This is a genomic window from Vibrio panuliri (genome assembly GCF_009938205.1).
GTDB lineage: Bacteria > Pseudomonadota > Gammaproteobacteria > Enterobacterales > Vibrionaceae > Vibrio > Vibrio panuliri.
This window is the reverse complement of the sequence record NZ_AP019654.1, coordinates 1,497,947-1,524,142: the sequence shown is the minus strand read 5'-3', so window position 1 is coordinate 1,524,142 and position 26,196 is coordinate 1,497,947. Positions and strand designations below refer to the sequence as shown.

At 46.1% G+C, this 26,196-nt stretch carries 24 protein-coding genes; 16 read left to right on the top strand and 8 right to left on the bottom strand.

Translation table 11 applies throughout. From position 1 onward, the window contains the following. Positions 1–38: 38 nt before the first annotated feature. Positions 39–716, top strand: coding sequence for an NAD(P)H-binding protein (locus GZK95_RS06950; protein ID WP_075715398.1), 678 nt, complete (start codon positions 39–41; stop codon positions 714–716). 341 nt (positions 717–1,057) lie between these two features. After that, positions 1,058–1,270, top strand: coding sequence for a transcription antiterminator/RNA stability regulator CspE (gene cspE, locus GZK95_RS06945; protein WP_075709508.1), 213 nt, complete (start codon positions 1,058–1,060; stop codon positions 1,268–1,270). A 196-nt stretch (positions 1,271–1,466) separates the two neighbouring features. Here cspE and GZK95_RS06940 read toward each other — a convergent pair whose 3' ends face one another. After that, the gene (locus tag GZK95_RS06940) at positions 1,467–2,183 is read right to left on the bottom strand and encodes a GntR family transcriptional regulator (protein WP_075713456.1); all 717 of its coding nucleotides are present in this window, start codon (positions 2,181–2,183) and stop codon (positions 1,467–1,469) included. A 237-nt stretch (positions 2,184–2,420) separates the two neighbouring features. On the opposite strand from GZK95_RS06940, the gene GZK95_RS06935 reads away from it, so the two are divergent. From GZK95_RS06935 to cdd, 5 genes are all read left to right on the top strand, one after another. Next, a complete protein-coding gene (locus GZK95_RS06935) occupies positions 2,421–3,845 on the top strand; it encodes a glycoside hydrolase family 1 protein (RefSeq protein WP_075713458.1) in 1,425 nt (474 codons plus the stop codon). Positions 3,846–4,213: 368 nt separating this feature from the next. Further along, positions 4,214–5,638, top strand: coding sequence for an exodeoxyribonuclease I (gene sbcB / locus GZK95_RS06930; RefSeq protein WP_075713460.1), 1,425 nt, complete (start codon positions 4,214–4,216; stop codon positions 5,636–5,638). A gap of 43 nt (positions 5,639–5,681) precedes the next feature. Then, the gene (locus GZK95_RS06925) at positions 5,682–6,047 is read left to right on the top strand and encodes a CidA/LrgA family protein (RefSeq protein ID WP_075709504.1); all 366 of its coding nucleotides are present in this window, start codon (positions 5,682–5,684) and stop codon (positions 6,045–6,047) included. Beyond that, on the top strand, positions 6,047–6,724 hold the full coding sequence (locus GZK95_RS06920) for a CidB/LrgB family autolysis modulator (RefSeq protein WP_075709503.1): 678 nt from the start codon (positions 6,047–6,049) through the stop codon (positions 6,722–6,724). Before GZK95_RS06925 ends, GZK95_RS06920 begins: the two co-directional genes overlap by 1 nt. 199 nt (positions 6,725–6,923) lie before the next feature. Beyond that, positions 6,924–7,811, top strand: a complete 888-nt coding sequence (gene cdd / locus GZK95_RS06915; RefSeq protein WP_075709502.1) for a cytidine deaminase — start codon at positions 6,924–6,926, stop codon at positions 7,809–7,811. A 57-nt stretch (positions 7,812–7,868) separates the two neighbouring features. Here cdd and GZK95_RS06910 read toward each other — a convergent pair whose 3' ends face one another. From GZK95_RS06910 to GZK95_RS06895, 4 genes are all read right to left on the bottom strand, one after another. Further along, positions 7,869–9,077 carry an HD-GYP domain-containing protein gene (locus tag GZK95_RS06910; protein WP_075713462.1) on the bottom strand — a complete coding sequence of 403 codons (1,209 nt, stop codon included), beginning with the start codon at positions 9,075–9,077 and terminating at the stop codon, positions 7,869–7,871. Positions 9,078–9,323: 246 nt separating this feature from the next. Further along, the gene (locus tag GZK95_RS06905; RefSeq protein WP_075709500.1) at positions 9,324–9,797 is read right to left on the bottom strand and encodes a response regulator; all 474 of its coding nucleotides are present in this window, start codon (positions 9,795–9,797) and stop codon (positions 9,324–9,326) included. Between the two features lies 1 nt (position 9,798). After that, complete coding sequence (locus GZK95_RS06900; RefSeq protein WP_075714218.1) at positions 9,799–11,118, bottom strand: ATP-binding protein; 1,320 nt, start codon at positions 11,116–11,118, stop codon at positions 9,799–9,801. Beyond that, positions 11,119–12,537 carry an SLC13 family permease gene (locus tag GZK95_RS06895; protein ID WP_075709498.1) on the bottom strand — a complete coding sequence of 473 codons (1,419 nt, stop codon included), beginning with the start codon at positions 12,535–12,537 and terminating at the stop codon, positions 11,119–11,121. It abuts the gene before it with no gap. Between the two features lie 241 nt (positions 12,538–12,778). On the opposite strand from GZK95_RS06895, the gene purT reads away from it, so the two are divergent. Then, on the top strand, positions 12,779–13,954 hold the full coding sequence (purT, locus tag GZK95_RS06890; protein WP_075714220.1) for a formate-dependent phosphoribosylglycinamide formyltransferase: 1,176 nt from the start codon (positions 12,779–12,781) through the stop codon (positions 13,952–13,954). A 63-nt stretch (positions 13,955–14,017) separates the two neighbouring features. Here the strand turns inward: purT and GZK95_RS06885 are convergent, their stop codons facing one another. After that, positions 14,018–14,665: a thiopurine S-methyltransferase gene (locus tag GZK95_RS06885; protein WP_075714299.1), complete on the bottom strand. Its 648-nt coding sequence runs from the start codon at positions 14,663–14,665 to the stop codon at positions 14,018–14,020. A gap of 356 nt (positions 14,666–15,021) precedes the next feature. Between GZK95_RS06885 and GZK95_RS06880 the strand changes: the two genes are divergently transcribed. Next, on the top strand, positions 15,022–15,798 hold the full coding sequence (locus tag GZK95_RS06880; protein ID WP_075709496.1) for a phosphoribosylglycinamide formyltransferase: 777 nt from the start codon (positions 15,022–15,024) through the stop codon (positions 15,796–15,798). A gap of 55 nt (positions 15,799–15,853) precedes the next feature. Here the strand turns inward: GZK95_RS06880 and GZK95_RS06875 are convergent, their stop codons facing one another. Then, a complete protein-coding gene (locus tag GZK95_RS06875) occupies positions 15,854–16,597 on the bottom strand; it encodes a sporulation protein (RefSeq protein WP_075714222.1) in 744 nt (247 codons plus the stop codon). A gap of 191 nt (positions 16,598–16,788) precedes the next feature. On the opposite strand from GZK95_RS06875, the gene hutC reads away from it, so the two are divergent. The 6 genes from hutC to GZK95_RS06845 all read left to right on the top strand — a co-directional run bounded on the left by hutC (position 16,789) and on the right by GZK95_RS06845 (position 24,190). After that, positions 16,789–17,499, top strand: coding sequence for a histidine utilization repressor (gene hutC / locus GZK95_RS06870; RefSeq protein WP_075714224.1), 711 nt, complete (start codon positions 16,789–16,791; stop codon positions 17,497–17,499). A gap of 245 nt (positions 17,500–17,744) precedes the next feature. Next, on the top strand, positions 17,745–18,959 hold the full coding sequence (gene hutI, locus GZK95_RS06865) for an imidazolonepropionase (protein WP_139315037.1): 1,215 nt from the start codon (positions 17,745–17,747) through the stop codon (positions 18,957–18,959). Continuing rightward, positions 18,952–19,950, top strand: coding sequence for a formimidoylglutamase (gene hutG / locus GZK95_RS06860; RefSeq protein ID WP_075714228.1), 999 nt, complete (start codon positions 18,952–18,954; stop codon positions 19,948–19,950). The genes hutI and hutG overlap by 8 nt, the downstream gene beginning before the upstream one ends. Before the next feature lie 20 nt (positions 19,951–19,970). Then, entirely contained in the window at positions 19,971–21,668 is a 1,698-nt protein-coding gene (gene hutU, locus GZK95_RS06855; protein ID WP_075714230.1) for a urocanate hydratase, read from the top strand. Between the two features lie 12 nt (positions 21,669–21,680). Next, positions 21,681–23,213 carry a histidine ammonia-lyase gene (gene hutH / locus GZK95_RS06850; protein ID WP_075714232.1) on the top strand — a complete coding sequence of 511 codons (1,533 nt, stop codon included), beginning with the start codon at positions 21,681–21,683 and terminating at the stop codon, positions 23,211–23,213. 251 nt (positions 23,214–23,464) lie between these two features. Next, complete coding sequence (locus GZK95_RS06845; RefSeq protein ID WP_075709489.1) at positions 23,465–24,190, top strand: DUF3581 domain-containing protein; 726 nt, start codon at positions 23,465–23,467, stop codon at positions 24,188–24,190. Positions 24,191–24,236: 46 nt separating this feature from the next. Here the strand turns inward: GZK95_RS06845 and GZK95_RS06840 are convergent, their stop codons facing one another. Beyond that, positions 24,237–25,151 (bottom strand): alpha/beta hydrolase, encoded by a 915-nt coding sequence (locus GZK95_RS06840; RefSeq protein WP_075714234.1) that lies wholly within the window; start codon positions 25,149–25,151, stop codon positions 24,237–24,239. A 302-nt stretch (positions 25,152–25,453) separates the two neighbouring features. Between GZK95_RS06840 and artP the strand changes: the two genes are divergently transcribed. Beyond that, positions 25,454–26,182 (top strand): arginine ABC transporter ATP-binding protein ArtP, encoded by a 729-nt coding sequence (gene artP, locus GZK95_RS06835; protein WP_075714236.1) that lies wholly within the window; start codon positions 25,454–25,456, stop codon positions 26,180–26,182. Positions 26,183–26,196: the final 14 nt, after the last annotated feature.

Sequence of the window (26,196 nt, the reverse complement as noted above, 5' to 3'; positions counted from 1 at the left end):
AGAAGAGCGAGCAAAAAGGTAATAAAGGTGAATGAGCGATGGAGCAACAAATTGTTATCGTAGCCGGTGCAACAGGGTTAGTGGGCACCGAACTGACTAAGCTGCTTTTGGAAGAGCGCGCCATTGACCATATCTATGCACTCTCTCGCAAGCCCCTTGCTTTTACGCATCCAAAGTTAGAAACGATTCTTGACCATCAATTACGTGTGCTCGAATGGGACGAAAGCAAAGTCTCGCCGAGCAAAGGCTATATATGCTTAGGCACCACACGTAAACAAGCAGGCTCCATGCAAGGTCTGGAGGACATTGATTACCACCTTGTCTGCCAGGTGGCGAAAACCATGAAGTTGCTTGGCGTAAAACATCTGTCAGTGGTATCAAGTTTAGGGGCAAATCCTCGCTCACCTTCACATTACTTACGTTGCAAAGGCAAAATGGAGCAAGCACTTGAGCAACTGGGCTTTGACAGCGTCACCTTTGTTCGTCCTGGTCCGTTAGTGGGGTTACGCGACAATCCTCGTACCGATGAGGCGATTGTGCAGTGGTTATTTAAGATCATCCGCCCGTTGATGGTTGGCTCACTGGCTCGCTATATCCCGATTCCAGCCGCTCTGGTGGCGAAAAGCATGCTCTACGACTCGTTTTCCTCACATACTCGTTCTATCCAGCGCCTTGATAGCGTCGAGATGCGCAAGCTACTCAACAAGTACCGATAACTGCTCTATTCTCAGCGGCGATTTTTGCCGCAGTTCAGAGCCTCATGAACTAACACAAATCCCTTAAAAATTGGATTCTTAGCACAATTTAAGTCACGATTATGCTGTTATGCCCCTCAAACTGTACAAAAACAGAAAATAACGTTTGTTATTCTTGTCAGTGAGTGTATAGTGTTCGCGGCTCATCGGATACGAGCTATGTAAAAAAGTTTTAGATTAAAGTTTCTGTCAGTCATCTTTCGATACCTTTCGTTTAGCTCCTGCGAATACTTCTCTAGAAATTGATACAATAGTTTTCCCATTAGCTTTAACGTTTAATTAAAAATTGTATAGAGGTATCTATGTCTAACAAAATGACTGGTTCAGTAAAATGGTTCAACGAAACTAAAGGTTTTGGTTTCATTTCTCAAGACAACGGCGGCGCTGACGTATTCGTACACTTCCGTTCAATCGTTTCTGAAGGCTTCAAAACTCTTACTGAAGGCCAAAAAGTAAGCTTCGAAATCGAACAAGGTCAAAAAGGCCCACAAGCTGCTAACGTTGTAGCTCTTTAATTTTTATCATTGGCCATCACTTTGATGGCGTGTGATAGTCAAAAGCGACCTCTTGGGTCGCTTTTTGTGTTTTAGCGCCCTGCTATTTCGCTCACTGTACTCTCCTCACATTCAACGCTATCTGAGCAAAGTTGCCCAGATAAGAGCAGTTCAACATTCAACCGCCCATATACGCTTGTCTATCTGTAGCTTGATGTCACAACTGCGTTTCGCTCTTAACATACGTGGTCGAAAACTCGAACGTATCACAAGTGTGCTTAGCGACGGAGTATTCAAAAATCTGACCGTTATCCAAGTAAGCATTCTGTGCAACACTCACTATGTTTTCCCCAACCGGCAGAGCGAGATACTCAGCCTCCACTGTCGTCGCATTAGCCATAGTGATTTTAAGATTAGCGCTGTGTATGGTAAGACCGAGCTTGCCAGTGATATAACCATAAATGGAAGCTTTTACATCCTCGATCGCTAAATTAGGAATGATAGTTGCGGATAAGTAGATGTATTCGATAATGGTTGGCACTCCATCAAGCACACGAACACGTGTAATGTCATAGACGGAATCACCAACTTGGCATTTTAATTTATCAGCGATCGCCTTATCGGCCTTCACTTTGACAAACTTAACGACGCGCGTATTGACCGTCTGACCTCTCTCTTCGGCTCTTCTCTTGGTGCCTAGTAGGTGTGAATCAGATACTAGGTTTGAAGACAGCTTTACAAATGAACCTGCCCCACGCTTGCGGACAACTAAACCTTCTTTAACCAAGTAATCTAGGGCTTTCTTGATCGTGATTTCACTGCAATGAAATTCCTTCGCCAAGGATTTACCGTCCGGAAGCTTACCATATGGTGAGTATTCACCAGCTAAAATTCGGGCTTTCATTTCGTTGTAAATACCCTGATATTTCACCATTTTCGTCTGTTTCCTTAACCCTACGCAGTCTCATTTATTGTGAGACTACTGCTTAATCACTCAACTCACAAGGCAAACCATGAAAGCAATAGAGTTTAAAGATTAGACGACCTACAAAACGGCCAATTAACCCGATCTACATCTCATTTATTAGCATGACAACTACTAAAACCATATGGTTTTAATAGTATCGAAGAAAGAAAACGAGTAGATGGGAAAGGGTTAATCGAGGCAATTATGGCATTTCAAGAGAACTTCTTATGGGGCAGCGCATCCGCGGCCTATCAAATTGAAGGCGCAGCAAACCTAGACGGCAAAGGTGATTCGATTTGGGATATGTACTCACGAGTTCCAGGTAATACGTTTAAAAATACAACAGGTGAAGTAGCGATTGACTTCTACCACAGATATGCAGAAGACATCGAGCTTATGCGAGAGATGGGGCTGAAGGCTTATCGATTCTCTGTCGCCTGGACGCGTATCATGCCAGATGGTCGCACGGTCAACCCCAAAGGCGTCGAGTTCTATCATAACGTTATCAACAAACTGGTCGAATGTGGCATTACTCCGATCCTAACTATCTACCACTGGGACCTTCCTCAAGCACTGCAAGACGAGTATCAAGGCTGGGAAAGTCGTAAAATTCTGACTGACTTTACCCAATATTGCGAAGTCTTGTTTAGGGAGTATGGCGACAAGGTGCCGTACTGGGTTTGTATGAATGAGCAAAACATTTTCACAAGCCTAGGATATGTTCAAAAGCTCCACCCACCAAAAGTCTCCGATTACCAACGCTTTATTAATGCCAACCACATCGCTAGCCTTGCAAATGCCAGTGCAGTGAAACGATTCAAAGAGATGGGTATTAAAGGCCAAATTGGTGCGAGTTTTGCGTACAGCCCAGCCTATTCGAAAACAGCGGCTCCAGAAGATGTGATTGCCGCTGAAAACGCACAAGAGATACAAGATCTGCTGTGGATGGATGTCTACGCGAAAGGCACTTATCCAAAGATTGGCTTGAAACTGCTAGCGCGTCTTGGCATCCACATCGACTTCCAAGAAGGCGATAAAGCGCTACTCAAAGCAGGAATTTGCGACTTCATGGGGCTGAACTATTATCAATCCGCTACCTATGTCGCGCCAGAAAACCGCCAGAATACGGCACAAACCGGCAATGCAGCCCAAGTGTCTGTGGTGTCAGATATCGCTCGCATCCCTACCGATGATTACTATGTTCGCGCTGACAACGAACACCTAAAAATGACGGATTGGAACTGGGCGATCGACCCTGAGGGGCTGCGTGTTGCACTTCGCCGCATCACGTCTCGCTATAACTTACCGATCCTTATCAGTGAAAACGGTTTAGGTGCGTACGACACGCTAACGGAAGACGGTCGAGTACACGATGGCTATCGCATCGCTTTCCTAAAAGCACACATTGAAGCAATTAATGATGCAATTGAAGATGGCTGTGAAGTAATCGGCTACTGCACTTGGTCTTTTCAGGATCTGTTCAGTTGGCTAAATGGTTATGCCAAACGCTATGGTTTTATTTATGTTGACCGAGATGAAGAAAGTGAGAAAGAGCTAAAGCGTTACAAGAAAGACAGCTTCTATTGGTACCAACGATTGATAGAAACTAACGGTGAAAACCTCGATTAATAATCGAAAAAGCAGCATTTTGACTCAATGCGACACGAAAAGGAAAATCGTCATTACGACTTAGCTGCTTTTGCCACACCGGGTATGATTGTCAGATTCGAATATCATTCTGACAATCATACCATCTCTACTTTACTCTCGGCATCACAAGCAGTAATGCCTGAGCAATTCAGCCTCGTCTCTTGTTTTTAATTCTCACAAACTGGTTTTCCTACAAACCCAACCTCAATTTTGACCTAACAAGCTAGATGGCAAACTCACCGGCGCACAACTGGTCGATAATTTCGGCTATCAACACCCCAGACATTGCTAACCATGCAGTGCAGTGGTCTAATAGCTAAATAGTTTTCATGTATTTGGATGAATCAATGCAACAAGAGCAGCAACCTACGTTTTTCTTTTTTGACTATGAAACGTGGGGGACAAGCCCAGCGAAAGACCGCCCAAGCCAGTTCGCTGGTGTACGCACCGATATGGATTTTAATATTATCGGCGAACCTCTTGTTATTTATTGTCAGCCACCATCTGATTACCTTCCCTCACCTGAAGCGGCACTCATTACTGGCATTACCCCTCAATTGGCGGCGAGCAAAGGTCTGATCGAGCCTGAGTTTATCAATAAGATCCATCAGGAACTGGCGACACCAAACACAATCAGCTTAGGCTACAACAGCATTCGCTTTGATGACGAAGTCACTCGCTATACCTGTTATCGCAACTTTATCGACCCATACGCATGGAGTTGGCAAAACGGAAACTCTCGCTGGGACTTACTCGATGTCATGCGCGCATGCTATGCACTGCGTCCTGAGGGCATTGAATGGCCGGAAAATGACGAAGGCTATATCAGTTTTAAACTGGAACACTTATCGGTAGCGAACGGTATTGAGCACGCCAATGCACACGATGCTATGGCTGACGTCATTGCGACCATTGAAATGGCGAAGAAAGTTAAAGCAGCGCAACCTAAACTGTTTGATTATTTCCTGAGTATGCGCCACAAACGCAAACTCAACGAGTTAATTGATATTGTCAATATGACTCCGCTGATGCACGTATCAGGTATGTTAGGACGTGACTGCCATTATACGAGCTGGATAGTGCCAGTTGCATGGCATCCGACTAACCAAAATGCCGTTATCGTGGTTGATCTTGCTAAAGATCCACAAGCCATTCTTAATCTGGACGCAGAAGCACTGCGCGAGCGTCTCTATACCAAGCACTCTGATTTAGCAGAAGATGAGTTGCCTGTACCAGTTAAACTGGTGCACATCAATAAATGCCCTATTCTTGCGCCAGCCAAAACATTGACCGCGGAAAATGCCGCTAAAATCGGTATCGATCGCGAGCAATGCTTACAGAATCTTCAGTTGTTACGTCAGCATCCAGAAATTCGCGAAAAACTGATTGGGGTGTTCAGTGTCGATCGCGAGTTTGAGACAGAACAGGATGTAGACTGTCAGCTATACAGTCGCTTTTTCTCCCCAGCGGATCGTGCGGGAATGGACATTATCCGTCAAACAGAGCCTGAGCAACTCGCCGCTCTCGATATCAGCTTTTCTGACTCGAGAATTGAGCCTTTGCTATTTCGCTACCGAGCGCGCAATTATCCTTGGACACTCAATGAGCAAGAACAGCAACGCTGGGTAAATCACTCGCGCGACTACTTCCAAAGTCGCATAGACGACTACATGCTAAATCTTGAAAACTTAGTTCACGAACATGAGAGTGATGCAAAGAAAATTGCACTATTAAAATCTGTGTATCAATACGTCGAGAAGCTTGTCTCTTAATTTTCCAATTTTCTCGGTGATTTTCTGCTAACGGCGCACCAATATGGCTCAAAACTTACTAAAATACGCTGTCTCCATGGGGCTAATCTTGCTCTGTTTGGCAGCTGGCGTAAACATTCAAACACTTTTAGGCACTTCTATCCCGGGCAGCATTATCGGAATGCTGATTCTATTCGGTCTGATGGCAAGTGGATTGGTTTCTGGTGACTGGGTTAAGCCCAGCGCCAACCTGTTTATCCGCTATATGATCTTATTATTCGTTCCAATCAGTGTTGGTCTTATGGATCACTTCGACACCTTAATCACCAATGCGTTACCAATACTGGCAGCCGCAGTTGGGGGAACGTTCCTTGTATTAGTCGTACTCGGGGTAATGCTCGATCGCCTGTTAAAGCGGGGAAATAAATAATGTGGATGCTGATAACTATTATTACTTTCTTCTTCGCACGTTGGCTAAGTCGAAAATGCAACACGCCTATCATGAACCCGCTTTTGATTTGTATCGCGATTCTGATCCCTGTATTGACCTACTTTAAGGTGCCATTTGAAAGCTATTACGCCGAAAATGAATGGCTCAGCTTTGCTCTGCAACCTGCGGTTGTGGCTCTGGCTTACCCTCTTTATGAACAGTTACCGCAAATCCGAGCTAACTGGCGTATCGTCACCCTTGCTTGTGGTGTCGGCAGTATTATGTCAATGCTTACCAGCACTCTTATTGCTGTTGCGTTAAAGACCGATACATCCTTAATTGCCAGTTTATTGGGTAAATCAGTCACGACCCCCATTGCAATGGAAGTCTCACGCAACTTAGGGGGTGAACCTGCTATCGCTGCCATTCTGGTGTTGCTCGTTGGCTTGTTTGGCGCCATTCTCGCTTACCCAATCTACAATATGTTGAATGTGACTCACCCTGTTGCCAGAGGGCTGACTATGGGTACGGTATCACATGCGCTTGGCACGGCGACATGCGCAGAGAAAAACGGCGAAGATGCCGCCTTTAGTTCACTTGCACTGGTTCTATGTGGCGTGATCACCTCTATTGTTGCCCCACTATTCTTCTCTTTTGCGCTCTGGTTGAGCGCCTAGCTTAAAATTTAACCCGTCAAACGCTTTGGGGTCATACAACTTGTGTGACCTCACTCTAACTATGTAATAATGTAATATATTACATTTTATATAATGATCTTCATCACAGTTTAATCCTAAGACCTACATAGAATGTAAATTCAAAGATATCGAGAGTTCACTCTTTTACTATCGAATACGAATTATTAAAGGATTTCTTATGAGAAGCCGTATCGAGCAAGCACTACAAAACCTACCATCAGATGTTGCCAACTATTTATCACCAATCTTAATGGCAGAAGGCTTTGATGCGACACTAAGCGCTGAGCAGTATAGCCAACTTCTTGCGCTATCAAATATGGAAGATGCACAACTTCGCGTTGCACTCCTTCCATTAGCGGCGGCTTATTCATATGCGCCTATTTCAAATTTCTATGTTGGCGCGATCGTGCGCGGCTTAACTGGTCGTCTTTACTTTGGTGCAAACCTTGAATTAGCGGGCGCGCAACTAGGCCAAACTGTGCACGCAGAGCAATCAGCAATTAGCCACGCATGGATGAAAGGTGAACGAGGTCTATCGGACATTACCATTAACTTCAGCCCTTGCGGTCACTGTCGTCAGTTTATGAATGAACTCACCACTGCCGATAAACTAGTTGTACAACTTCCAGAGCGCGATGCGATGACGTTACAACAGTATCTGCCTGAGTCATTTGGTCCGGCGGATCTTGGGGTTGAGTCTGGGTTAATGTCACACGTTGACCACGGTAAAACAACCCAAGATGAAGACGCGTTAGTGGCAGTTGCGTTGCAAGCGCTCAACCGCAGCCACGCGCCTTACACGAAGAACTTAAGTGGCGTTGCAATCAAGCTAAAAGACGGCAGTATCTATCAAGGCGGCTACGCTGAAAACGCTGCATTCAACCCAAGTCTTCCGCCACTGCAAGTCGCGCTCTGTCAGATCCTTCTTGCAGGAAAAACGTTTGAGACTATCGAATCGGCAGCCTTAGTTGAGATGAGTGACGGTAGCATCAGTCACTTAGCGGATACTCAAGCTACACTAGAAGTGCTAAACCCTGATATTCCACTGGCTTACCTCGCTGTTTAGCCAGAAGTTTGCCTTAAAAAAGGCGCCGATTGGCGCCTTTTTGCTACTCAAAACCGATTACAAATCAAAGAACGGAGTAGGATCCACTTCTAGATTGTGTGGAGCGATCGCCTTGTCTATCTTGGCTGCGCTGTGTTTAATATCAACGTAAGTCACTTCAATATAACGCTTATACTTACGTGAATAGAAACATTTTACCTCGGGTTTAAGTGGTTCATCAGGGTTCGAGCTCCAAACAATCCCCACTCGACCATCATTAAGCTCAACAATCGAACCGACCGGATAGACACCGATACAGTTAATAAACTTATAAACCAGATCTTTGTCGAGATGGCTGCCAGCCAAGCTGAGCAATATCTTAAATGCTTCTGCAGAACTCATTCCCCGCTTATAGCAACGGTCAGCCGTGAGTGCATCATATATGTCAACGATACTACTCATTCGCCCATGAATCGGCAGTTGCTCGGCGGTTAGACTGGCAGGGTAACCAGAACCATCGAGTTTTTCATGGTGCATTAAACAAACATCACGAGATACGTCACTTAGGCCTTTAACATTGGTAATGATTTGTTTAGCAAACACCTGATGCAATTTCATATGCTCAAACTCTTCTGGCGTGAGCTTAGCCGGCTTGTGCAAAACCTTGTCGTCGACTTTGATTTTGCCCACATCATGAATGATGCCACCAATGGCCATCTGCTTTAGGGTCTCTTTCGGTAAACGCAAGTGCTTGCCAAAGGTCACCAGCAAACACGCAACATTAACCGAATGCTCTAGTAGGTATTTATCCTTGTTACGTAAAGCGGACACACATTGCAGCGCATCGGAATCGACCAAAACCGAATCAATGACATCGTCTGCCCACTCCTCGATTTCGCCAACATGAATCACCTTACCTTCAAAGGTTTGGTTAATCAGTTTTTGCGCCAAACCTTTAGCTTCGCGGATAATCTTCGATGCTTTCTTTTGCTGTACAAATCGGCTCTGTGTTTTTGGCTTGACCGAAACATCAGGTTGGTTCTCATCCGTGGATGATTGCTCTGAATCATCAACAGGCTTAAACACACAACCTTGTACTGATAATGATTGGTCAACCCAGGCATACTTAACCCCATTTTGCTTCAACTGCAAAATGGCTTTCTCGCTCGATACTCTACCCGCATGAGACAAGTTAACACGTTTACTATGTTCAATAGCCGTGACAAACATGCCCAAGGTTAAGGTATCAATCGGAATTTTTATCGAGTTGTTTGGGTCGTACTGCATCGTGATAAAAAACTACGTATCCATTAAAAAGCCAGAATTTATTATATTACGCTTAATGTAACATTTCCTTATCCAAAGTGTCGTTTGCTTTAATTTCGTTCATGTTTAGTCTACAAACTTATTTTCAAGCTGGATTTTTTCTTAAATACATCGCTTATAACACCAATTATATAAAACCTCGCAATAACCCTTTTATTAATGGGGTAAATTAGTCAAAAGCTAATTATTCATCATCAACCAAACACGCTAGCGTAATCGATCTAAAACCGTCTGCTGATCCAAATGTTGATGGTATTGGCTATAGTCTAAACCGGCATCAAAAATGTACTCAGTAACCAAGCGTGTTATCGACTCCACCAGTGAGTTAGCCTGCCAAGGTTTTTCAAAATATTGGTTTATCCCTGCGGTATTAATCGCCTGAATGGTATCGGTATGAGTCGCCTGCCCAGTCAGCAGCACTTTTTTAGTATGTAAGTAGCGACGATCACCGCTTACCTCCGTTAACAACTCAACTCCAGTTTTACCCGGCATTACGTGGTCAGATATCAGCACCGCGATATGCTCGCCCTCAGCGTCAATCTCATCCATAAGAGATAACACTTCGTCTGCCGACTCGCAGTCTTCGATGTTTAACCACTCAGCCAAAGGTTCAAGATCGTGCAATACCGCGCTTAACACCTCTCGCTGATCGTCGACGCAAATTACATTTAGCTTGTCCATGTTAGTCCTCGATAGGTAATTTAATTCTGAAAATAGTTTTCTGACTGTCACTTTTTACTGCAATGCTTCCGCCATAGCTGGAAATAATCCGGCGAACAATTGATAAGCCTAATCCCAGTCCAAAAGATAAACCGCCTTTCTTAGTGGTGAAATTAGGATCAAATAACCGCCTGCGTGTATTTGGTTCTATTTCTGGTCCATTGTTCGTAATCGTCACTAATAAACGATTGCGATTCACTCGTGTTTTAATCTCAATCACTGGCGCTGCGGTTTGGTTCATTGCGTCACAGGCGTTTTTAATAATGTTAACCCACACCTGAACCAATTCAGTTTGTGATCCTCTAAACGGAGGAATCTCACCTGGGCTAAGTCTGACTTCGACCGTACGCAAATCACTTTGCAATAACGCAACCGCTCGGTTGATACTCTCATTGATATTAATGTCTTCGATTGCATCAACATCTACCCTACCCAACTGCTTAACCGAACGCACAATGCCTACGGTATGTTTTGCGGCAGAGCGAAGGTCATGAAGGTCACGCCCCATTTTCCAGTATTTAACAGCATCTTGAGGGTTACGTAGCCATTGCTCAGCCACGCTGTCGCCCGCCACTGCTCGGGCCAAATCTTTTGCTGTCGACGAATCTAACCCATAGCGCTTCTCAAATGTTTTCGCCCGAATGCGTACGTCACTTGAGGAGCTCTTTTGCCCATTAAGTAAACCGTGATCAAAAAACTCGCTCGCCTCTGGGTGTAACGCTTCTAACAAGGTGACGACAATATGTTCAAGTCGTTCTGACTTACTGCTGACTACACCAATTGAGTTGTTTAGCTCATGGGCGAGCCCTGCGGCTAACTGCCCCAAGGTTGTCATCTGCTCAGCAAGGTAAAGCTTTTTCAATACTTTTTCTTTTGCCAACGCTTCTTGTGTCGCCCGCCATTGACGACGTGAAAGCTCATTGACAATCACTGGCGTAAATTGTGCGGTAAGCGGACCAAAAGTCTCTTGTTCAACAGGCGGAATATGGCGATCTATCCACGCCAGTTTTGCGTTGGTCTTCGCGATGACCGTCGATGACGCAATCCATGTACCAGAGAAAAAGCTATGAACGCCGATAAACGCCCCTTGGCAAGCGTGAAACACTCTAGTGGTGTTCTCTCCCGCAGAAGCGAACCCTTCGAGTTCCCCTTCAAGCACATAGTAAAGCCGTTCATTGCGACCGTTTTGGTCGATCAGCGTTTCATCCGCTGCGACCGATATGGTGCGCTCAGGATGACTGAAATAACGATTGATTAAACTGGTTACATCTGGTTGAAACATCTAGCCTATATGCCCTACTGAATGAAGAACCCACACCAACACAAAACTGAGTATTACCCCGACCACACCAAGAATCACCCCAACCTTTGCCATTTGGTTACTTTGCACGTTACCGGTCGCATGGGCCAAAGCATTTGGCGGTGTACTAATCGGTAATGACATGCCCAGTGATGCTGCAAATGTCACGACTAGGATTAGCGTCACCTCGCCACCCAGTGGCGCCAAAGAAACCATTGATGAACCCAGTGCCGCCATAATTGGCATCAATAAGTTTGCAGTCGCGGTATGCGACATAAAGTTCGCCATCAACAAACAGAGGAACGCCGCACCGAACAACACGATGTAAGGTGAGTACTCGTCAAACGGAATACTATGCACGACCAAACTCGCCAGACCGGTTTTATCCAATGCCAGTCCAAGCGCGATACCACCTGACACCAACCACAACACATCCCATGAAATCTTCTTAAGATCTTCCTTGTTGATGATGCCAGTTAAAGAGAAGACGGCGACCGGAATCAAAGCCACTGTATACGAGTTCATGCCGTGCGCAGAGCCCATCAACCACAATAGAATCGTCAAACCAAAAGTCAGGTAAACCACGATAGATTTAGGTGTTTTCAGGAACTTGCCTTTGATCGACAAATCAATACTCTTTTGCTCAGCGGGGTATAGCGCGATAATCAAAAACCACGCGAGCGCCATCATCACCACCACAAATGGCACGCCAAATGCCATCCACTCGCCAAAAGAGATAAAGTTGTCACCCACAAGATATTTTAGTGCAATCGCATTGGGTGGTGTGCCTATCGGCGTACCGATACCACCGATGTTAGCCGCAACAGGAATACACAGCGCAAAGGCTATTCGGCCCGGGTCTTTCGGACCAAACACAGCAATAACTGGGGTCAGAATCGAAAGCATCATCGCCGTGGTTGCCGTGTTTGACATAAACATCGAGAAGATAGCGGTAATCAGCATTAAACCAAGCATCACGTACTTGGGGTCATTGCCAAACGGTTTCAGCAATACCCTTGCTAAGTTGACATCCAAACGATACTTAGTGGCAGCCATCGCAAGGAAAAAACCACCCAAGAACAGCATAATGATCGGGCTGGCAAACGTTGCCATGATCTCGTTGTACTTTAACAACTGACCAAAGTGCGCCTCTCCTTGCTCCAAACGGAAGAAAATCAACCCTTTATCCGAAAGCATCAATAGCTCAAGAACAATAATGACTACCGATGTGGCATAAATTGGGATTGGTTCGAACACCCAACATAAAGCGGCTAAAAGGAAAATTGCGATAACCCTTTGTTGCAATACCGTAATGCCTTCAAATGGAAAGGCACTGAGAGGCATCATAAGGATCAATAGTGGAATGACCACTGGGATAATGTATTTCAAATATGAACGCATTACGTAACTACTCTTCCTGAGATTTTAACTAGCTAATCTCATCATCCTCCTGTTTTGACGCGATAATTTGGCGTTAGATCAATGAATTCACATTGATGGAACATTGCGTCAAAAAAGTGTGGTTTGGGTCAGATTTTATTGTCGGCAAGCCAATGAACACCAAAGCGCAAACGTTTGCTTTTTATTTCCAATCCAGTATGATCCGAGCCAGTTTTCAATATCTTCAAAGCAAAGGGTGTGTATGTTTGGTACGGCAACTAGTGAAAATTCTACTCGTGTACTTTTATTAGGCTCTGGTGAGTTAGGCAAAGAAGTGGCGATTGAGTGTCAACGTTTGGGGCTAGAAGTGATTGCCTGCGACCGCTATGAAAACGCGCCAGCGATGCAAGTCGCGCACCGCAGCTATGTGGTTGATATGCTCGATGGTCAAGCGCTAGCTAACATCATCGAACAAGAGCAACCCGATTATGTGGTGCCAGAGATCGAAGCCATCGCCACCGACAAACTGGTTGAACTAGAAGCAAAAGGTCTCAACGTGGTGCCCACTGCAAACGCCACTAAACTGACCATGAACCGTGAAGGCATTCGCCGCCTTGCCGCTGAAGAGCTCGGTTTGACCACTTCGCCTTATCGCTTTGCCGATAATTACCAAGATTTTGTCGCAGCAATTGAAGCGGTGGGCATCCCTTGTGTCTGTAAACCCGTGATGAGTTCGTCTGGCAAAGGACAAAGCGTCATCAAAAACAGAGCTGATATTGAAAAAGCATGGCACTACGCACAAGAAGGAGGACGCACTGGTGCAGGTCGTGTCATTGTTGAAGGCTTTATCGACTTTGACTACGAAATTACGCAACTGACCGTTCGAGCGATTGATGGTGTGCATTTTTGCGCGCCGATTGGTCACCGACAAGAAGATGGTGATTACCGCGAATCATGGCAGCCACAAGCCATGTCTGATAACGCTCTTAAAGCCGCACAACACGCAGCAGAGCAAGTGGTCAATGCCCTAGGCGGTTACGGTATATTTGGCGTAGAACTGTTTGTAAAAGGTGACACTGTCATCTTTAATGAAGTATCCCCTCGCCCACATGACACAGGTCTAGTGACGCTGCTTTCGCAAGATATGTCTGAATTTGCTCTACACGTGCGCGCCTTTACTGGTATGCCTATCGCTAACATTACGCAGTATGGTCCTTGTGCCTCGGCAGTCATTCTTGGTCAAGGAACGTCAAACAACATTCGCTACCAAGGGCTCGCTGATGCGCTAAACGCGCCTAAAACGCAACTTAAGCTTTTTGGCAAACCAAACATTGACGGTCGCCGCCGACTCGGCGTTGCAATTACGCAACGCGACTCCATAGAGCAAGCGATTGATGATGCCATCACTGCGGCGAGTAAAATCACCATCATTTACTAAGCGCTACTTTGTAAAAATGAAAACGCTTGGCGAAGTTGGATACCAAGCGTTTTTTGTGCCTGATTAAGACTCGATCAAGTACACTTCCTCCGCAAAGCGACTTAAGCTATTGCGCTTGATGCGCGGGTGATTTTCGTCCCCTTCGTCACGGTAAAGCTTGGTCACCGTGTAGTCGGAGAAGTGGAGACGTATCTCTTGCTCAGGCACCGAAAACGGTGGACCCGCCATCTCCTCCTGAGCGTAATCTAAACTAATCAGCAAGATACGGCCGCCAGGATTAAGTAAGCTTTTTAGTCTAGTTACGTACTCATCACGCATCTCTTCAGGTAGCGCCACCAACGCTGCTCGGTCATAAACAATATCAACTGGTTTGATTGGTGCGGTGAAGTAATCCCCAACATAGATCGATAGCTCATCAAACTGGAATAGCTCATGTTGACCGCCAATTGGCATCACCATTGGAGTGTAAAAATGCTCAGCAAAAAACGAACGCACAGCAATATTGCTTAACTCCACACCTTGGACATCTTCGTGTTTGCGGGCCAGCCAGATTAAGTCTTCTGATTTGCCACACAGTGGAACAAAGACTTTGTCATTCATTTGAGGATTGGTGGCAGGCCAATAATTGATGAGCAATGGGTTTACGTCTTCAAGGTGAAAACCGATTTGGTTTGCCGCCCATTTATTGTGCCAAAATTCTGGATCTTTCATTGTAATTTTCTCGGCTGACTTTTGAGGGCTAAGACTAGCGAAAACCACCGCAAATTTAAACAAACCATTCAGGTTGTGTTCATTTAGGTTCGATATACTGTGTCCCATGAGTAGGCAAAGAGCGCCGCAAAGATAAATTTAGTTACATCTTTTGCATGAACTTCTTATTCCAGTCTCACTCAAAGTAAGTAGCAATACTCACAATTGAGAGCCAGTTAATGTTTTCTAACCTTCACTGTTTGTTAGGATTGAGTTTGCTCAAGTAGCCCCCATAGATAATGTAAAGACTTGTTTTGTTTAGGTGTCATATTTTTATTGCCCTGTTTTCTAAGCAACAACAACTCTGAGGAGACTGAATGAGCTTATTCCTGCGTGCCACGGCACTTGTGCTTCTGATGTTGAGCCGTGCACCTGCGCTAGCCGCGATGCCGATGCCTTCAGCAACAAATGATGGCAGTAGAAGTTCAAACCAGAATGAGGTTTGCTCTAAAACCTTCAAACATAACCTTAGCGGTCTGTATGGCATCACATCTACCTACGATCAACCGCTGCAACCATACTCCGACTTTGACGTGCTCTACAGTAAAGCACACCAAGCTCAGTTCGAGTTGGAAACTATCTGTAAAAGTACCGCCCTACTCACTGGCACTGACGCCTATTTTGCTGGCGTGAAATCAACTCAACGTGCCCAAGAAAAGATTGCCTTAGAACTTGATAACCAAGTAAACCGTATTACAGACTTAGCTCGCGCAACGATCGTCGCCGATGATGTGGCGAGCCTAATGGAGGCTTATGAAAAATTAAGCCGTGAAACCACCATCGTAAAAGTAAAAAACCGCTTCAAAAAACCGGCGGAATCCGGCTATCGTGACTTAAATGTGTTAGTGAAGCTGCCAAAAACCAATCTGGTTGCTGAAGTTCAACTGCATCTTAAAGCCATTGCTGATGTGAAATCAGGTAAAGAACACGAACTGTATGAACAGATTCAGAACATTGAACGTAGTGCTGACGCCCAGCAGCGCGCACTGACTGAATTTGAAATGGCGCAAATTGATCACATGCGTCGCCAATCTCGCCAACTCTACCAAGATGCTTGGCAACCCTACATCACCACACACTTAACCGCCGCTTAATAGCAAAACAGGCTGAATTATCAGCCTGTTTTCTTTTCGACTTCTCGACTATAGACTAGATGGAGAGTACTCGTGCGACTGCTTGCTGAACTTCAGCATCCGACGCACTACGTGACAGGGTAAATGATGTATACTTGTCACCACCAAGTCCCAATGCGCGGTCGACTTCAGCTAAGCAATGGACGAAGCCCCCTTCCAGTACAAATGACAACTCAATCTCTTTCTTGTTAATAAAGCCACCATTTCTAAACTCGATCTCTTGGTAACAACCAGACTTAGAGCTGAAGTTTCCACCACGAAGAAAACCCTTTTCGACATCCGCTTTCACCATATCGAAACCGTTGCTCTGGATTGCCCCAATCACTTTCGCCACTACAGGCAAAGGACGAACTTCAACATAATCACGATCTTTTGGGTCAATCGCGAAATCGATATCTAACGTTGTTTCTAACCATACATGACATTGATTTTTTATCGCATTCAGCGCGGTGACTGGCGTTTCCTCATGCAGTTTGAGTTCAAACGGTACTTGTTTTTGCTCATTTGCTCCAATAACAAACGGTTGAACGGCTTGCAGTTGCCCCAAAATAAACTCTTGATAGCTCACGCCATTATCAGACTCAACTTTAACCTCAGTGCATAGTTTTAAGTTAATCGCATCAATCTGCTGCTCGACATCACCACCCTGAATATGCACGACACCTTTAATGCTTTCGCCTTGTTCGACGGCCATACTATCCAAAACAGTATCGACTTTAGCGGCACCAATGCCCAAAGACGCTTTCAACTTTCCAAACATGATTGTTTCCTTTCTCGTGACTTTATTCTTATCGTTGTATATGGGTATCTCATTCCTTGGTGACTGACGCAAGCCTTTTGCTTATAGAATGAGTCTTATCTCATTTCGTTTGCTTAGATTTTATCCACCACTTGCATTTCTGCCACGAATACGATTAGATTTGTATATACCAATCAATACCGGATTTCTTGATGCCTCAACAACCGCTCTATCAGCAAATAAAGCACTATATCGTCCACCAAATTGAATCTGGCGTATGGTCTGTTGGGCAACGTATAACCACTGAGATCGAACTGACTAAACAGTTCAATGTTAGTCGTATGACGGTCAACAAAGCGATCCGCGATCTTGTTTCTGAAGGCAGGCTTGAACGCAAGCCCCGCTTAGGAACCTTTGTCTGTCGGCACATAGATAAAACCGAATCACCGTTGATCGATATTCGTAACATCGCCACTGAAGTGGTTGAACGCGGCAAAGCGTACCGAAACAAAGTACTGAAGCAAACTGCCGTTGTCGCAGATGAAACGACCGCAATTCAACTTGGGGTCATGCACGGCAGCACAGTGTTCTACAGTGAGATCATCCACTATGCTGACGAGCAGCCTATTCAACTTGAGCTGCGCTGGGTAAACCCACAACATGCACCCGATTACCTCAATCAAGATTTCAATCAGCGAACACCGACTCAGTACCTATTTGAAGCCTGCCCGCTGTCTGCGATAGAACACACTGTTGAAGCAGTCACTATCGACATCAATAAACGCCAACAACTGCAACTACAAGAAAATGAACCTTGTTTGCTCCTCACCCGCCGCACCTGGAGCGGGCGCGACTTAGTCAGCAGCGCGCGACTTTATCACCCAGGATCGCGCTTTAAACTCAGCTCCACCATCACCTTATAGTTAGATTCCGTTAATTCACCTAGTTCGTAACCACTGAAAAGCTATGTGATCAGCATGGTCGCAACTAGCGAGAAATCATGTCCTATCGGCAAAAGACGGCATCAAACATTACGAGAATTACAAAAATTCACGTAGATAATTCTACGATTTGATCACATTTAACTTACATTAACATTGCCAATTGCTCATGTTCGCACCATTATTTGTATATACATTAAACAACCATGATGCGGATGAGTACTTGTATGACAACCCCATTTGATCTGCACATTGCGAACGCCCGTTTTGTCACGATGTCACACAACGCCTCAGGCTATCAAATACTGTCTGGTCATCTCTACCTGCGTGATGGAAAGGTTGCCGCTATCAGCCCCAACCGACTCGAAACACCCAGTAATAACGTGCTGGACGTCAACAACAAGCTGATTACACCGGGGCTTATCGATTGTCATACTCACCTTATCTATGCTGGCAATCGGGCTAACGAATTTGAAATGCGCCTCAATGGCGTTCCTTATCAAACCATTGCCAAGCAAGGGGGCGGCATTCTCTCAACCGTTCGAGCAACCCGAGAGGCAAGCCAGCAACAGTTAACCGAACTTGCTCTGCCCCGCTTAGACGGCTTGCTTGCCAGCGGGGTGACCAGCGTCGAAATCAAATCTGGCTACGGGCTAACCCTCAAAGACGAAGTGAAAATGTTGCGAGCCGCCAAGGCATTAGAGAGTTATCGCAATGTTCGTATCTCTACTACGTTATTGGCAGCCCATGCTGTTCCTCCTGAGTTTTCCCATTGCCCAGAGCACTATGTAGATTTAATCTGCAACGAAATGATTCCTTACGTTGCTGAACACCGCCTTGCTGACAGTGTCGATGCCTTCTGTGAATCGATCGCGTTTAATCTTGAGCAAACAGAACGTGTTTTTCACACGGCCCGGCAATATGGCTTAGCTGTCAAAGGGCATACCGAGCAACTTTCCAACTTAGGCGGCAGCGCCCTTACTGCCAAATATCAAGGCTTGTCCGCAGATCATATTGAGTTCCTCGATTTAGCAGGCGTCAAAGCACTAGCGGATGCAGGCACCGTCGCTACGCTGCTTCCCGGTGCCTATTACTTCCTGCGAGAGACTCAATTACCTCCCATTGAGCTACTGCGAGAACATCAAGTTCCGATCGCCCTCGCCAGCGATCTCAATCCAGGCACCTCACCTTTCGCAGATTTGACTATGATGATGAATATGGGTTGCACCTTGTTTGGTTTAACACCTGAAGAAACACTTCGGGGCGTGACGGCAAATGCAGCCAAAGCGCTCGGTGTGGGAAGCAGTCGTGGGAAAATTGAAGTAGGTTTTGACGCCGATTTTGCGATATGGGACATCGACCACCCCGCTGAGCTGAGTTACTTGCAAGGCGTGCAACGTCTGTTCGCCAGACTAATTCAGGGAGAGGTGTGCTATGTCTAATCCACCTATCACTCAACAAGACTTTCACTGGCAAGGACGCGTTGATGAAGAAGATGCTTTGGCAGCAAAGCGGGTCCACAGTGTCATTAAAAAACTTCAAGTCAGTGAGTTAGAACCGTACCGAAACGCTGTCAGTATCCTTGGCTTCGCGAGTGATGCAGGAGTCGCGCGCAACAAAGGCAGAGTGGGCGCACGTAAAGCGCCAGATCTTATTCGTCGTGCATTGGCAAATATGGCATGGCATAAAGAGAGTCGTTTAATCGACTTAGGCACGGTGATCTGCGATGACGACCTACTTGAGCAAGCACAATCCGATTGTGCGGACGTAATTGCATTGGCTTTGCGCTCAACACCTGTCATCACCCTTGGTGGTGGTCATGAAGTCGCGTGGGCATCATTTCTCGGTTTGGCGCGCTATTTCGAGCATCTCAACCCCAATAAAGCCCCAAGAATCGGGATCATCAATTTCGATGCACATTTCGACTTGCGCGCATTTGAACATCCTAGCCTCAACATAAAACCCAGCTCCGGAACGGCGTTTAACCAAATCCAACACTACTGCCAAGCCAAACAGTGGCCTTTTCATTACGCTTGTTTAGGGGTCAGTCGCGCATGCAATACCACCGCGCTATTCAACCGTGCAAACGAGCTCAACGTTTGGTATGTCGAAGACAAAGATCTCTCCCATCTCAATCATGTTTATCACCTAACTCAGCTACAGCACTTTATTGATAACTGCGATTACATCTACCTGACGATCGATTTAGATGTGTTTCCGGCGGCGATCGCCCCCGGAGTGAGCGCGCCTGCTGCGCGCGGTATCAGCTTAGACACCATCAACCTGTTTCTCGATCGCATCCTGCATTACCAAGATAAGCTCGTGATCGCTGATATCGCAGAGTACAACCCGACCTACGACGTGGATAGTCAAACCGCAAGACTGGCCGCGCGGCTATGTTGGGATATCGCCAACGCTTTTTCAGAGCAATAGTAAAGACAAGGAGTCTTCTTATGACGGAATGCAGCAGTAATGACACGCGTCTCGACACCCAACGCACCATTCGCGCACCACGTGGCACACAGCTTCGCGCACGCTCTTGGTTAACCGAAGCCCCGCTACGCATGCTGATGAACAACTTAGACCCAGAAGTGGCTGAACATCCGCATGCACTGGTGGTATACGGAGGCATTGGTCGAGCAGCTCGCAACTGGGCCTGTTTTGATAAGATTGTGGAAGTGTTGGAGCAACTTGAAGAAGACCAAACGTTGTTAGTCCAATCGGGTAAACCTGTTGGCGTTTTCCCTACCCATAAAGATGCACCAAGAGTATTGATCGCCAACTCCAATCTTGTTCCCCATTGGGCGAACTGGGAGCATTTTAATCAACTCGATAAACAAGGGTTGATGATGTACGGTCAAATGACCGCAGGCAGCTGGATCTATATTGGCTCGCAGGGCATTGTACAAGGGACTTACGAAACCTTTGTCGCCGTAGCGAAGCAACATTTCCAAGGTAATAGCAAAGGACGCTGGATATTAACCGGCGGGCTTGGTGGCATGGGTGGCGCTCAACCGCTCGCCGCCACAATGGCAGGCTTTTCTATGCTGGCGGTTGAGTGCGATGAATCGCGTATCGACTACCGCCTCCGCACGGGTTACGTAGACAAAAAAGCCACCAGCTTAGATCAAGCGTTGGAAATCATTTACAGCAGCGAAGAACCCATCTCTATCGGCCTGCTTGGTAACGCTGCCGATGTATTTGCTCAACTGGTAGAACGCAATATCACGCCAGATGTTGTAACAGACCAAACCTCAGCCCACGATCCACTTAATGGCTACCTGCCACAAGGCTGGGATATGGAATACGCGGCCAATACTCGGACAAGTGATCCAGCAAAAGTGGTTGCCGCTGCCAAGGCTTCAATGGCAATACAAGTCAAAGCGATGTTAGCGCTGCAAGCGAAAGGGGCAGCGACACTGGATTATGGCAATAACATCCGTCAAATGGCATTAGAGGAAGGGGTGAAAAACGCATTCGATTTTCCGGGGTTTGTTCCGGCCTATATTCGACCTTTATTTTGCCAAGGCATTGGGCCTTTCCGTTGGGCAGCCCTCTCTGGCGATCCTGAAGATATTTACAAAACTGACCAAAAAGTCAAAGAGTTGATCCCCGATGACCCTCATTTACACAATTGGCTCGATATGGCGCGTGAGCGCATCCAGTTTCAAGGCTTGCCTGCACGCATCTGTTGGGTTGGGTTAAAAGATCGTCAGCGTCTGGGGCTTGCGTTTAATCAGATGGTTAAAAATGGTGAGCTAAAAGCGCCGATTGTGATTGGGCGAGACCACTTAGATTCTGGCTCGGTCGCCAGCCCTAACCGAGAAACCGAGTCAATGCTTGACGGTTCCGATGCCGTGTCTGATTGGCCGCTACTCAACGCGCTACTCAATACCGCTGGCGGTGCGACTTGGGTATCGCTACACCACGGAGGGGGCGTTGGCATGGGTTTTTCACAACATTCCGGTATGGTTATTTGCTGTGACGGCAGTGACGATGCCGATCGACGCATCGCTCGTGTTCTCCACAATGATCCAGCCACTGGCGTGATGCGCCATGCTGATGCGGGCTACGATATAGCTAAACAGTGCGCGGCAGAGCAACGACTTGACTTACCGATGCTCAATCAAGAACTGGCCAAATTACGTTAGGAGAATCAAGCGATGTTAAACCTAGTATTAAAGCCAGGTGATTTAAACCTCAAACAATTGCGTCAAATTAGCCGTTCACCAGTACGTCTAAGCCTCGACAGCAGTGCCTTTGCCGCAATAGAACAGAGCACGGCGGTGGTCGAGCAAGTTATCTTGGAAGACCGCACCGTCTACGGGATCAATACCGGCTTTGGCTTGCTGGCAAACACTCGCATCGAGCCACAAGATTTGGAGGTATTGCAACGAAGTATCGTCCTGTCACATGCTGCTGGCATTGGCCCGCTGATGGCCGACGAAACGGTGCGCCTAATGATGGTACTCAAAATTAACAGTCTCGCTCGCGGATATTCAGGCATTCGTTTAGCAGTCATTCAAGCACTTATCGAATTGGTCAATGCGCAAGTTTATCCCTGCGTCCCACAAAAAGGCTCGGTTGGCGCTTCGGGCGATCTCGCCCCCCTAGCCCATATGAGCACGGTACTATTGGGCGAAGGACAAGCTCGTCACAACGGCAAAATCATCACGGGTATCGAAGCATTAACCATCGCGGGGCTAAAACCGATCACGCTTGCGCCTAAAGAAGGGCTTGCGCTACTAAATGGCACTCAAGCGTCAACAGCTTTCGCTCTTGAGGGCTTATTTGCCGCTGAAGATCTGTATGCCTCCGCAACTGTATGTGGAGCAATGACGGTGGAAGCTGCACTTGGTAGTCGCAAACCGTTTGATCCGCGTATTCACCGAGTTCGCGGGCATCGCTCTCAAATGGATGCCGCTGCCGCTTATCGACATCTACTCGATACGAGCAGTGAAATCGGCGAGTCCCATACTCAATGTGAAAAAGTGCAAGACCCCTATTCATTGCGCTGCCAGCCGCAAGTCATGGGAGCATGCCTGCAACAAATTCGCCATAGTGCGGATATATTACAAACTGAAGCAAACTCGGTCTCCGACAACCCACTAGTGTTTGCTGATGATGGCGATATTATCTCAGGTGGGAACTTCCACGCCGAACCAGTTGCAATGGCGGCGGATAATCTCGCGCTTGCCATCGCAGAAATAGGCAGTTTATCTGAACGTCGCATGGCACTTTTGATCGACAGTGCGTTGAGCAAACTCCCTCCATTTTTAGTCGACAATGGTGGGGTCAACTCCGGCTTTATGATTGCACAGGTCACCTCAGCAGCGCTGGCAAGTGAAAACAAAACGCTCGCTCACCCAGCGTCTATTGATAGCTTACCAACGTCAGCCAACCAAGAGGACCATGTCTCTATGGCGACCTTTGCCGCTCGTCGCCTAAAAGATATGGCGGACAATACTCGAGGAATTTTAGCAGTAGAGTACCTAGCAGCAGCGCAAGGTCTCGACTTCCGCGCTCCGCTAAAATCGTCTGCTCAAGTTGAACTTGCTAAACAACAGCTACGAGAGAGCGTCGCTTTTTATGATAAAGACCGCTATTTTGCCCCTGATATTGAACAAGCCAATGCTCTGTTACAGCAAGCGATACACAACGAGCTCATGCCATCTAGGTTATTACCTAGCCTCTAGTAAGGGCGAGCTCCCCTATTTGAGTGCGTTAATCTGCATACCGAGAGTTCAACTGAACAGCCTCAAAGCGCGTCACATTGACGCGTTTTTTCTTTTAAAATCAATGCGTCAAATAATTGATGCTTTTTCATTCATTGGTCAATCTAGCCTATAACCTAGCTATGATATGACTCGCATAGATGACTGGATTGACCAGTCAAATTAATTACTCATATATAATCGCTGACAGTTTTGGTTACTAAGCGTTAGATATGTTTTTAACACCGTATTTTTCTTCACACGATCATCAATTCCAGTTCACTCGTCTTCAGGCGAGCCATTTTGCTAAAAAAGTCGCGGGTGACTTCAACCCTATCCACGACGAAGACAACAAACGATTCTGTGTTCCTGGCGACTTGCTATTTGCCGTATTGCTAAGCAAGCAAGGTATCAGTGAAAAGATGCGTTTTGATTTTTCTGGCATGGTGAGCGATGGTGTTGCACTGCATATCGACAACAAGTGCGACAAAGAAGCCGCCGTTGTTGACGGCAATGGCAAAGAGTATCTGCACATGAGCCGTGAAGGCAGTGTCAATCAGAACCCTGAGTTCATCGAACATGTCGTCACAAACTATGTACAGTTCTCGGGTATGAACTTCCCACACATAATGGTGCCGTTAATGGAAGAGAAGCAGATGATGATCAACTGCCAACGTCCATTGGTTATCTATGAAAGTATGGAGGTTGAGTTCACTCGCCTAGACCTAACTTCACCAGAGGTGACTTTTGCAGGTGCGACCTTCGATGTTGATGGCAAACGCGGTGTGGTAACACTTAACTTCGACTTTATTCAAGATGGTGAAGTTGTTGGTAAGGGAATTAAGCGCATGGTTGCCAGCGGTCTTAAGCCATACAGCCAAGAAGACATTGATGACTTGGTTAATCGCTTTAACGAACGCAAAGATAACTTTCTCGCTCAGTTTTCTAAGGCTGCTTGAAAGTAACCATCTGATTCTTTAGCCCCGCTCGAAGCGGGGCTTTTTATTATCTAGCAATTTCCGCAGCGATTGCAGTTAGGCAGCGTCGAGCTGACTTGCTAACTGCGCCAAGCTGGAAAAAGCCATGAATCGTGCCTAAATAACGCTGACATGATGCATCAACACCTTGTTCCAACATCAGCTTATACAGCCTTTCACCCTCATCACGCAGAGGATCATACTCGGCAGTGATAATATGCGTTGGCGGAATCCCTTGAAAATCTGCAGCAAGTAGATTCAGCTCTGCTGTACGATTCAGTACTTCCTTATCTGCAGCATAGAGTTGAAAACCAGACAACAACATCTTTGCGGTAATTACATAATCCGTACCATTGCTGGCATAACTGTTTGACTCGCCATTAGGGTCTAGCATTGGATAGATGAGGATCTGTTTTCTCGGTAGCCATTGCTGGTTTTGTTTCAAGCGCAATGTCGTCGCTAACGCTAACTGCCCGCCGGCGCTGTCTCCCGCAAACACTATGTTATCTGTATCACCACCATATTTCCTACCATGCTTAGCAATGCCTAGCGCACCATTATATGCATCCTCATGTGCGGCTGGATAAATATGTTCAGGTGCTAGGCGATATCGAATGCAAATCACAAGTGAATTAGCTTGGAACGCAAGTTGGCGAAGTTGAACGTCATGGGTAGCAAAGCCACCACTAATAAAGCATCCGCCATGAAAGTAGACCGTTATGGGCAAGTCACGCTCTGCACTAGGTTGGTATATTTTAACTTCTATGCCGTCTAACACATCCACAAACTCTTGATACATCTCCACATTCGCGCCAGCCAATATGGTACTCGCCAAGTAACCAGAACGACGAGAATGGATGTCTTGTTGGGCAGGACAAGGTTTACCACTGGCGATAAAATCATCCACCAGCTCTTTGATGCCTAATTCTAGGTGCTTTGTCATTTATATGCTCTGTCGAAAAAATCGCGACAATCATATTCATCCATCGAAGTCTGTATATAACAACAGTATCGTTTTGTGACATTTGATTAAATGAGATAAATTTTGCACAAACCCGACCGTCTTTAACGCCAAATATCACTAAACAAACTCAGTTGCATATTGCTAATCAGTGATATCTGTTGAGCCACTGGTCGTTTTTTGAACATAATTTTAACAAATTAAATTTATATACATTTTTATTGCATAATTTCTCAGTTTTAGTAGTATGAATGCCATGTGGTAATTAATGCAGTTTTTTAAGCATGAGTATTCAGGTAAAACAAATTAATAAATCTTACGGTGCGACCCAAGTTCTGCACGACGTTAGCTTTGAATGTCACAATGGCGAAACACTGGTATTGCTGGGTCCTAGCGGTGCGGGCAAGAGCTCACTACTGCGCGTATTGAATCTACTTGAAAGTGCTGATGACGGCCAATTGTCGATTGCCGATCACCAGTTCGACTTTTCTTCACCGATTGCTGAAAAACAAGAACTGCAATTGCGTCGCAAAGTCGGCATGGTGTTTCAACAGTATAATCTGTGGCCTCATATGACCGTGATGCAGAATCTAATTGAAGCACCGGTTAAAGTGGCTGGCATGACAGTAGATGAAGCAAAAAAACAAGCAATTGAGATACTTACCACATTACAACTGGCAGATAAAGCGGATACTTGGCCGATGCAACTGTCAGGAGGTCAACAGCAGCGTGTCGCGATTGCTAGAGCCCTGATGATGAAACCTGATGTATTGCTTTTTGATGAACCGACTGCGGCACTGGATCCGGAAATAACCACTCAGGTGGTGGAGATCATCAAGAAACTTAGCGCGACTGGCATCACTCAAGTGGTGGTCACTCATGAAGTAGATTTCGCCAAGAAAATTGCTTCTCATGTACTCTACCTTGAGAAAGGTCGTATTGTTGAACACGGTACACACGATGTATTTACCAATCCGCAGACCACCGCGTTTGCCGATTACTTGAAACACTAATTATTCATTTCAGT

Coding starts and splice junctions, on each gene's coding strand:
- hutC (WP_075714224.1), top strand. CDS start 16,789: ATGCCTCAACAACCGCTCTATCAGCAAATAAAGCACTATATCGTCCAC.
- GZK95_RS06910 (WP_075713462.1), bottom strand. CDS start 9,077: ATGCAGTACGACCCAAACAACTCGATAAAAATTCCGATTGATACCTTA.
- GZK95_RS06885 (WP_075714299.1), bottom strand. CDS start 14,665: ATGAAAGATCCAGAATTTTGGCACAATAAATGGGCGGCAAACCAAATC.
- GZK95_RS06845 (WP_075709489.1), top strand. CDS start 23,465: ATGTTTTTAACACCGTATTTTTCTTCACACGATCATCAATTCCAGTTC.
- GZK95_RS06905 (WP_075709500.1), bottom strand. CDS start 9,797: ATGGACAAGCTAAATGTAATTTGCGTCGACGATCAGCGAGAGGTGTTA.
- GZK95_RS06925 (WP_075709504.1), top strand. CDS start 5,682: ATGGCTCAAAACTTACTAAAATACGCTGTCTCCATGGGGCTAATCTTG.
- GZK95_RS06880 (WP_075709496.1), top strand. CDS start 15,022: ATGAGCTTATTCCTGCGTGCCACGGCACTTGTGCTTCTGATGTTGAGC.
- GZK95_RS06895 (WP_075709498.1), bottom strand. CDS start 12,537: ATGCGTTCATATTTGAAATACATTATCCCAGTGGTCATTCCACTATTG.
- purT (WP_075714220.1), top strand. CDS start 12,779: ATGTTTGGTACGGCAACTAGTGAAAATTCTACTCGTGTACTTTTATTA.
- GZK95_RS06840 (WP_075714234.1), bottom strand. CDS start 25,151: ATGACAAAGCACCTAGAATTAGGCATCAAAGAGCTGGTGGATGATTTT.
- GZK95_RS06920 (WP_075709503.1), top strand. CDS start 6,047: ATGTGGATGCTGATAACTATTATTACTTTCTTCTTCGCACGTTGGCTA.
- cspE (WP_075709508.1), top strand. CDS start 1,058: ATGTCTAACAAAATGACTGGTTCAGTAAAATGGTTCAACGAAACTAAA.
- sbcB (WP_075713460.1), top strand. CDS start 4,214: ATGCAACAAGAGCAGCAACCTACGTTTTTCTTTTTTGACTATGAAACG.
- GZK95_RS06875 (WP_075714222.1), bottom strand. CDS start 16,597: ATGTTTGGAAAGTTGAAAGCGTCTTTGGGCATTGGTGCCGCTAAAGTC.
- hutI (WP_139315037.1), top strand. CDS start 17,745: ATGACAACCCCATTTGATCTGCACATTGCGAACGCCCGTTTTGTCACG.
- hutG (WP_075714228.1), top strand. CDS start 18,952: ATGTCTAATCCACCTATCACTCAACAAGACTTTCACTGGCAAGGACGC.
- cdd (WP_075709502.1), top strand. CDS start 6,924: ATGAGAAGCCGTATCGAGCAAGCACTACAAAACCTACCATCAGATGTT.
- GZK95_RS06940 (WP_075713456.1), bottom strand. CDS start 2,183: ATGGTGAAATATCAGGGTATTTACAACGAAATGAAAGCCCGAATTTTA.
- GZK95_RS06950 (WP_075715398.1), top strand. CDS start 39: ATGGAGCAACAAATTGTTATCGTAGCCGGTGCAACAGGGTTAGTGGGC.
- artP (WP_075714236.1), top strand. CDS start 25,454: ATGAGTATTCAGGTAAAACAAATTAATAAATCTTACGGTGCGACCCAA.
- hutH (WP_075714232.1), top strand. CDS start 21,681: ATGTTAAACCTAGTATTAAAGCCAGGTGATTTAAACCTCAAACAATTG.
- GZK95_RS06900 (WP_075714218.1), bottom strand. CDS start 11,118: ATGTTTCAACCAGATGTAACCAGTTTAATCAATCGTTATTTCAGTCAT.
- GZK95_RS06935 (WP_075713458.1), top strand. CDS start 2,421: ATGGCATTTCAAGAGAACTTCTTATGGGGCAGCGCATCCGCGGCCTAT.
- hutU (WP_075714230.1), top strand. CDS start 19,971: ATGACGGAATGCAGCAGTAATGACACGCGTCTCGACACCCAACGCACC.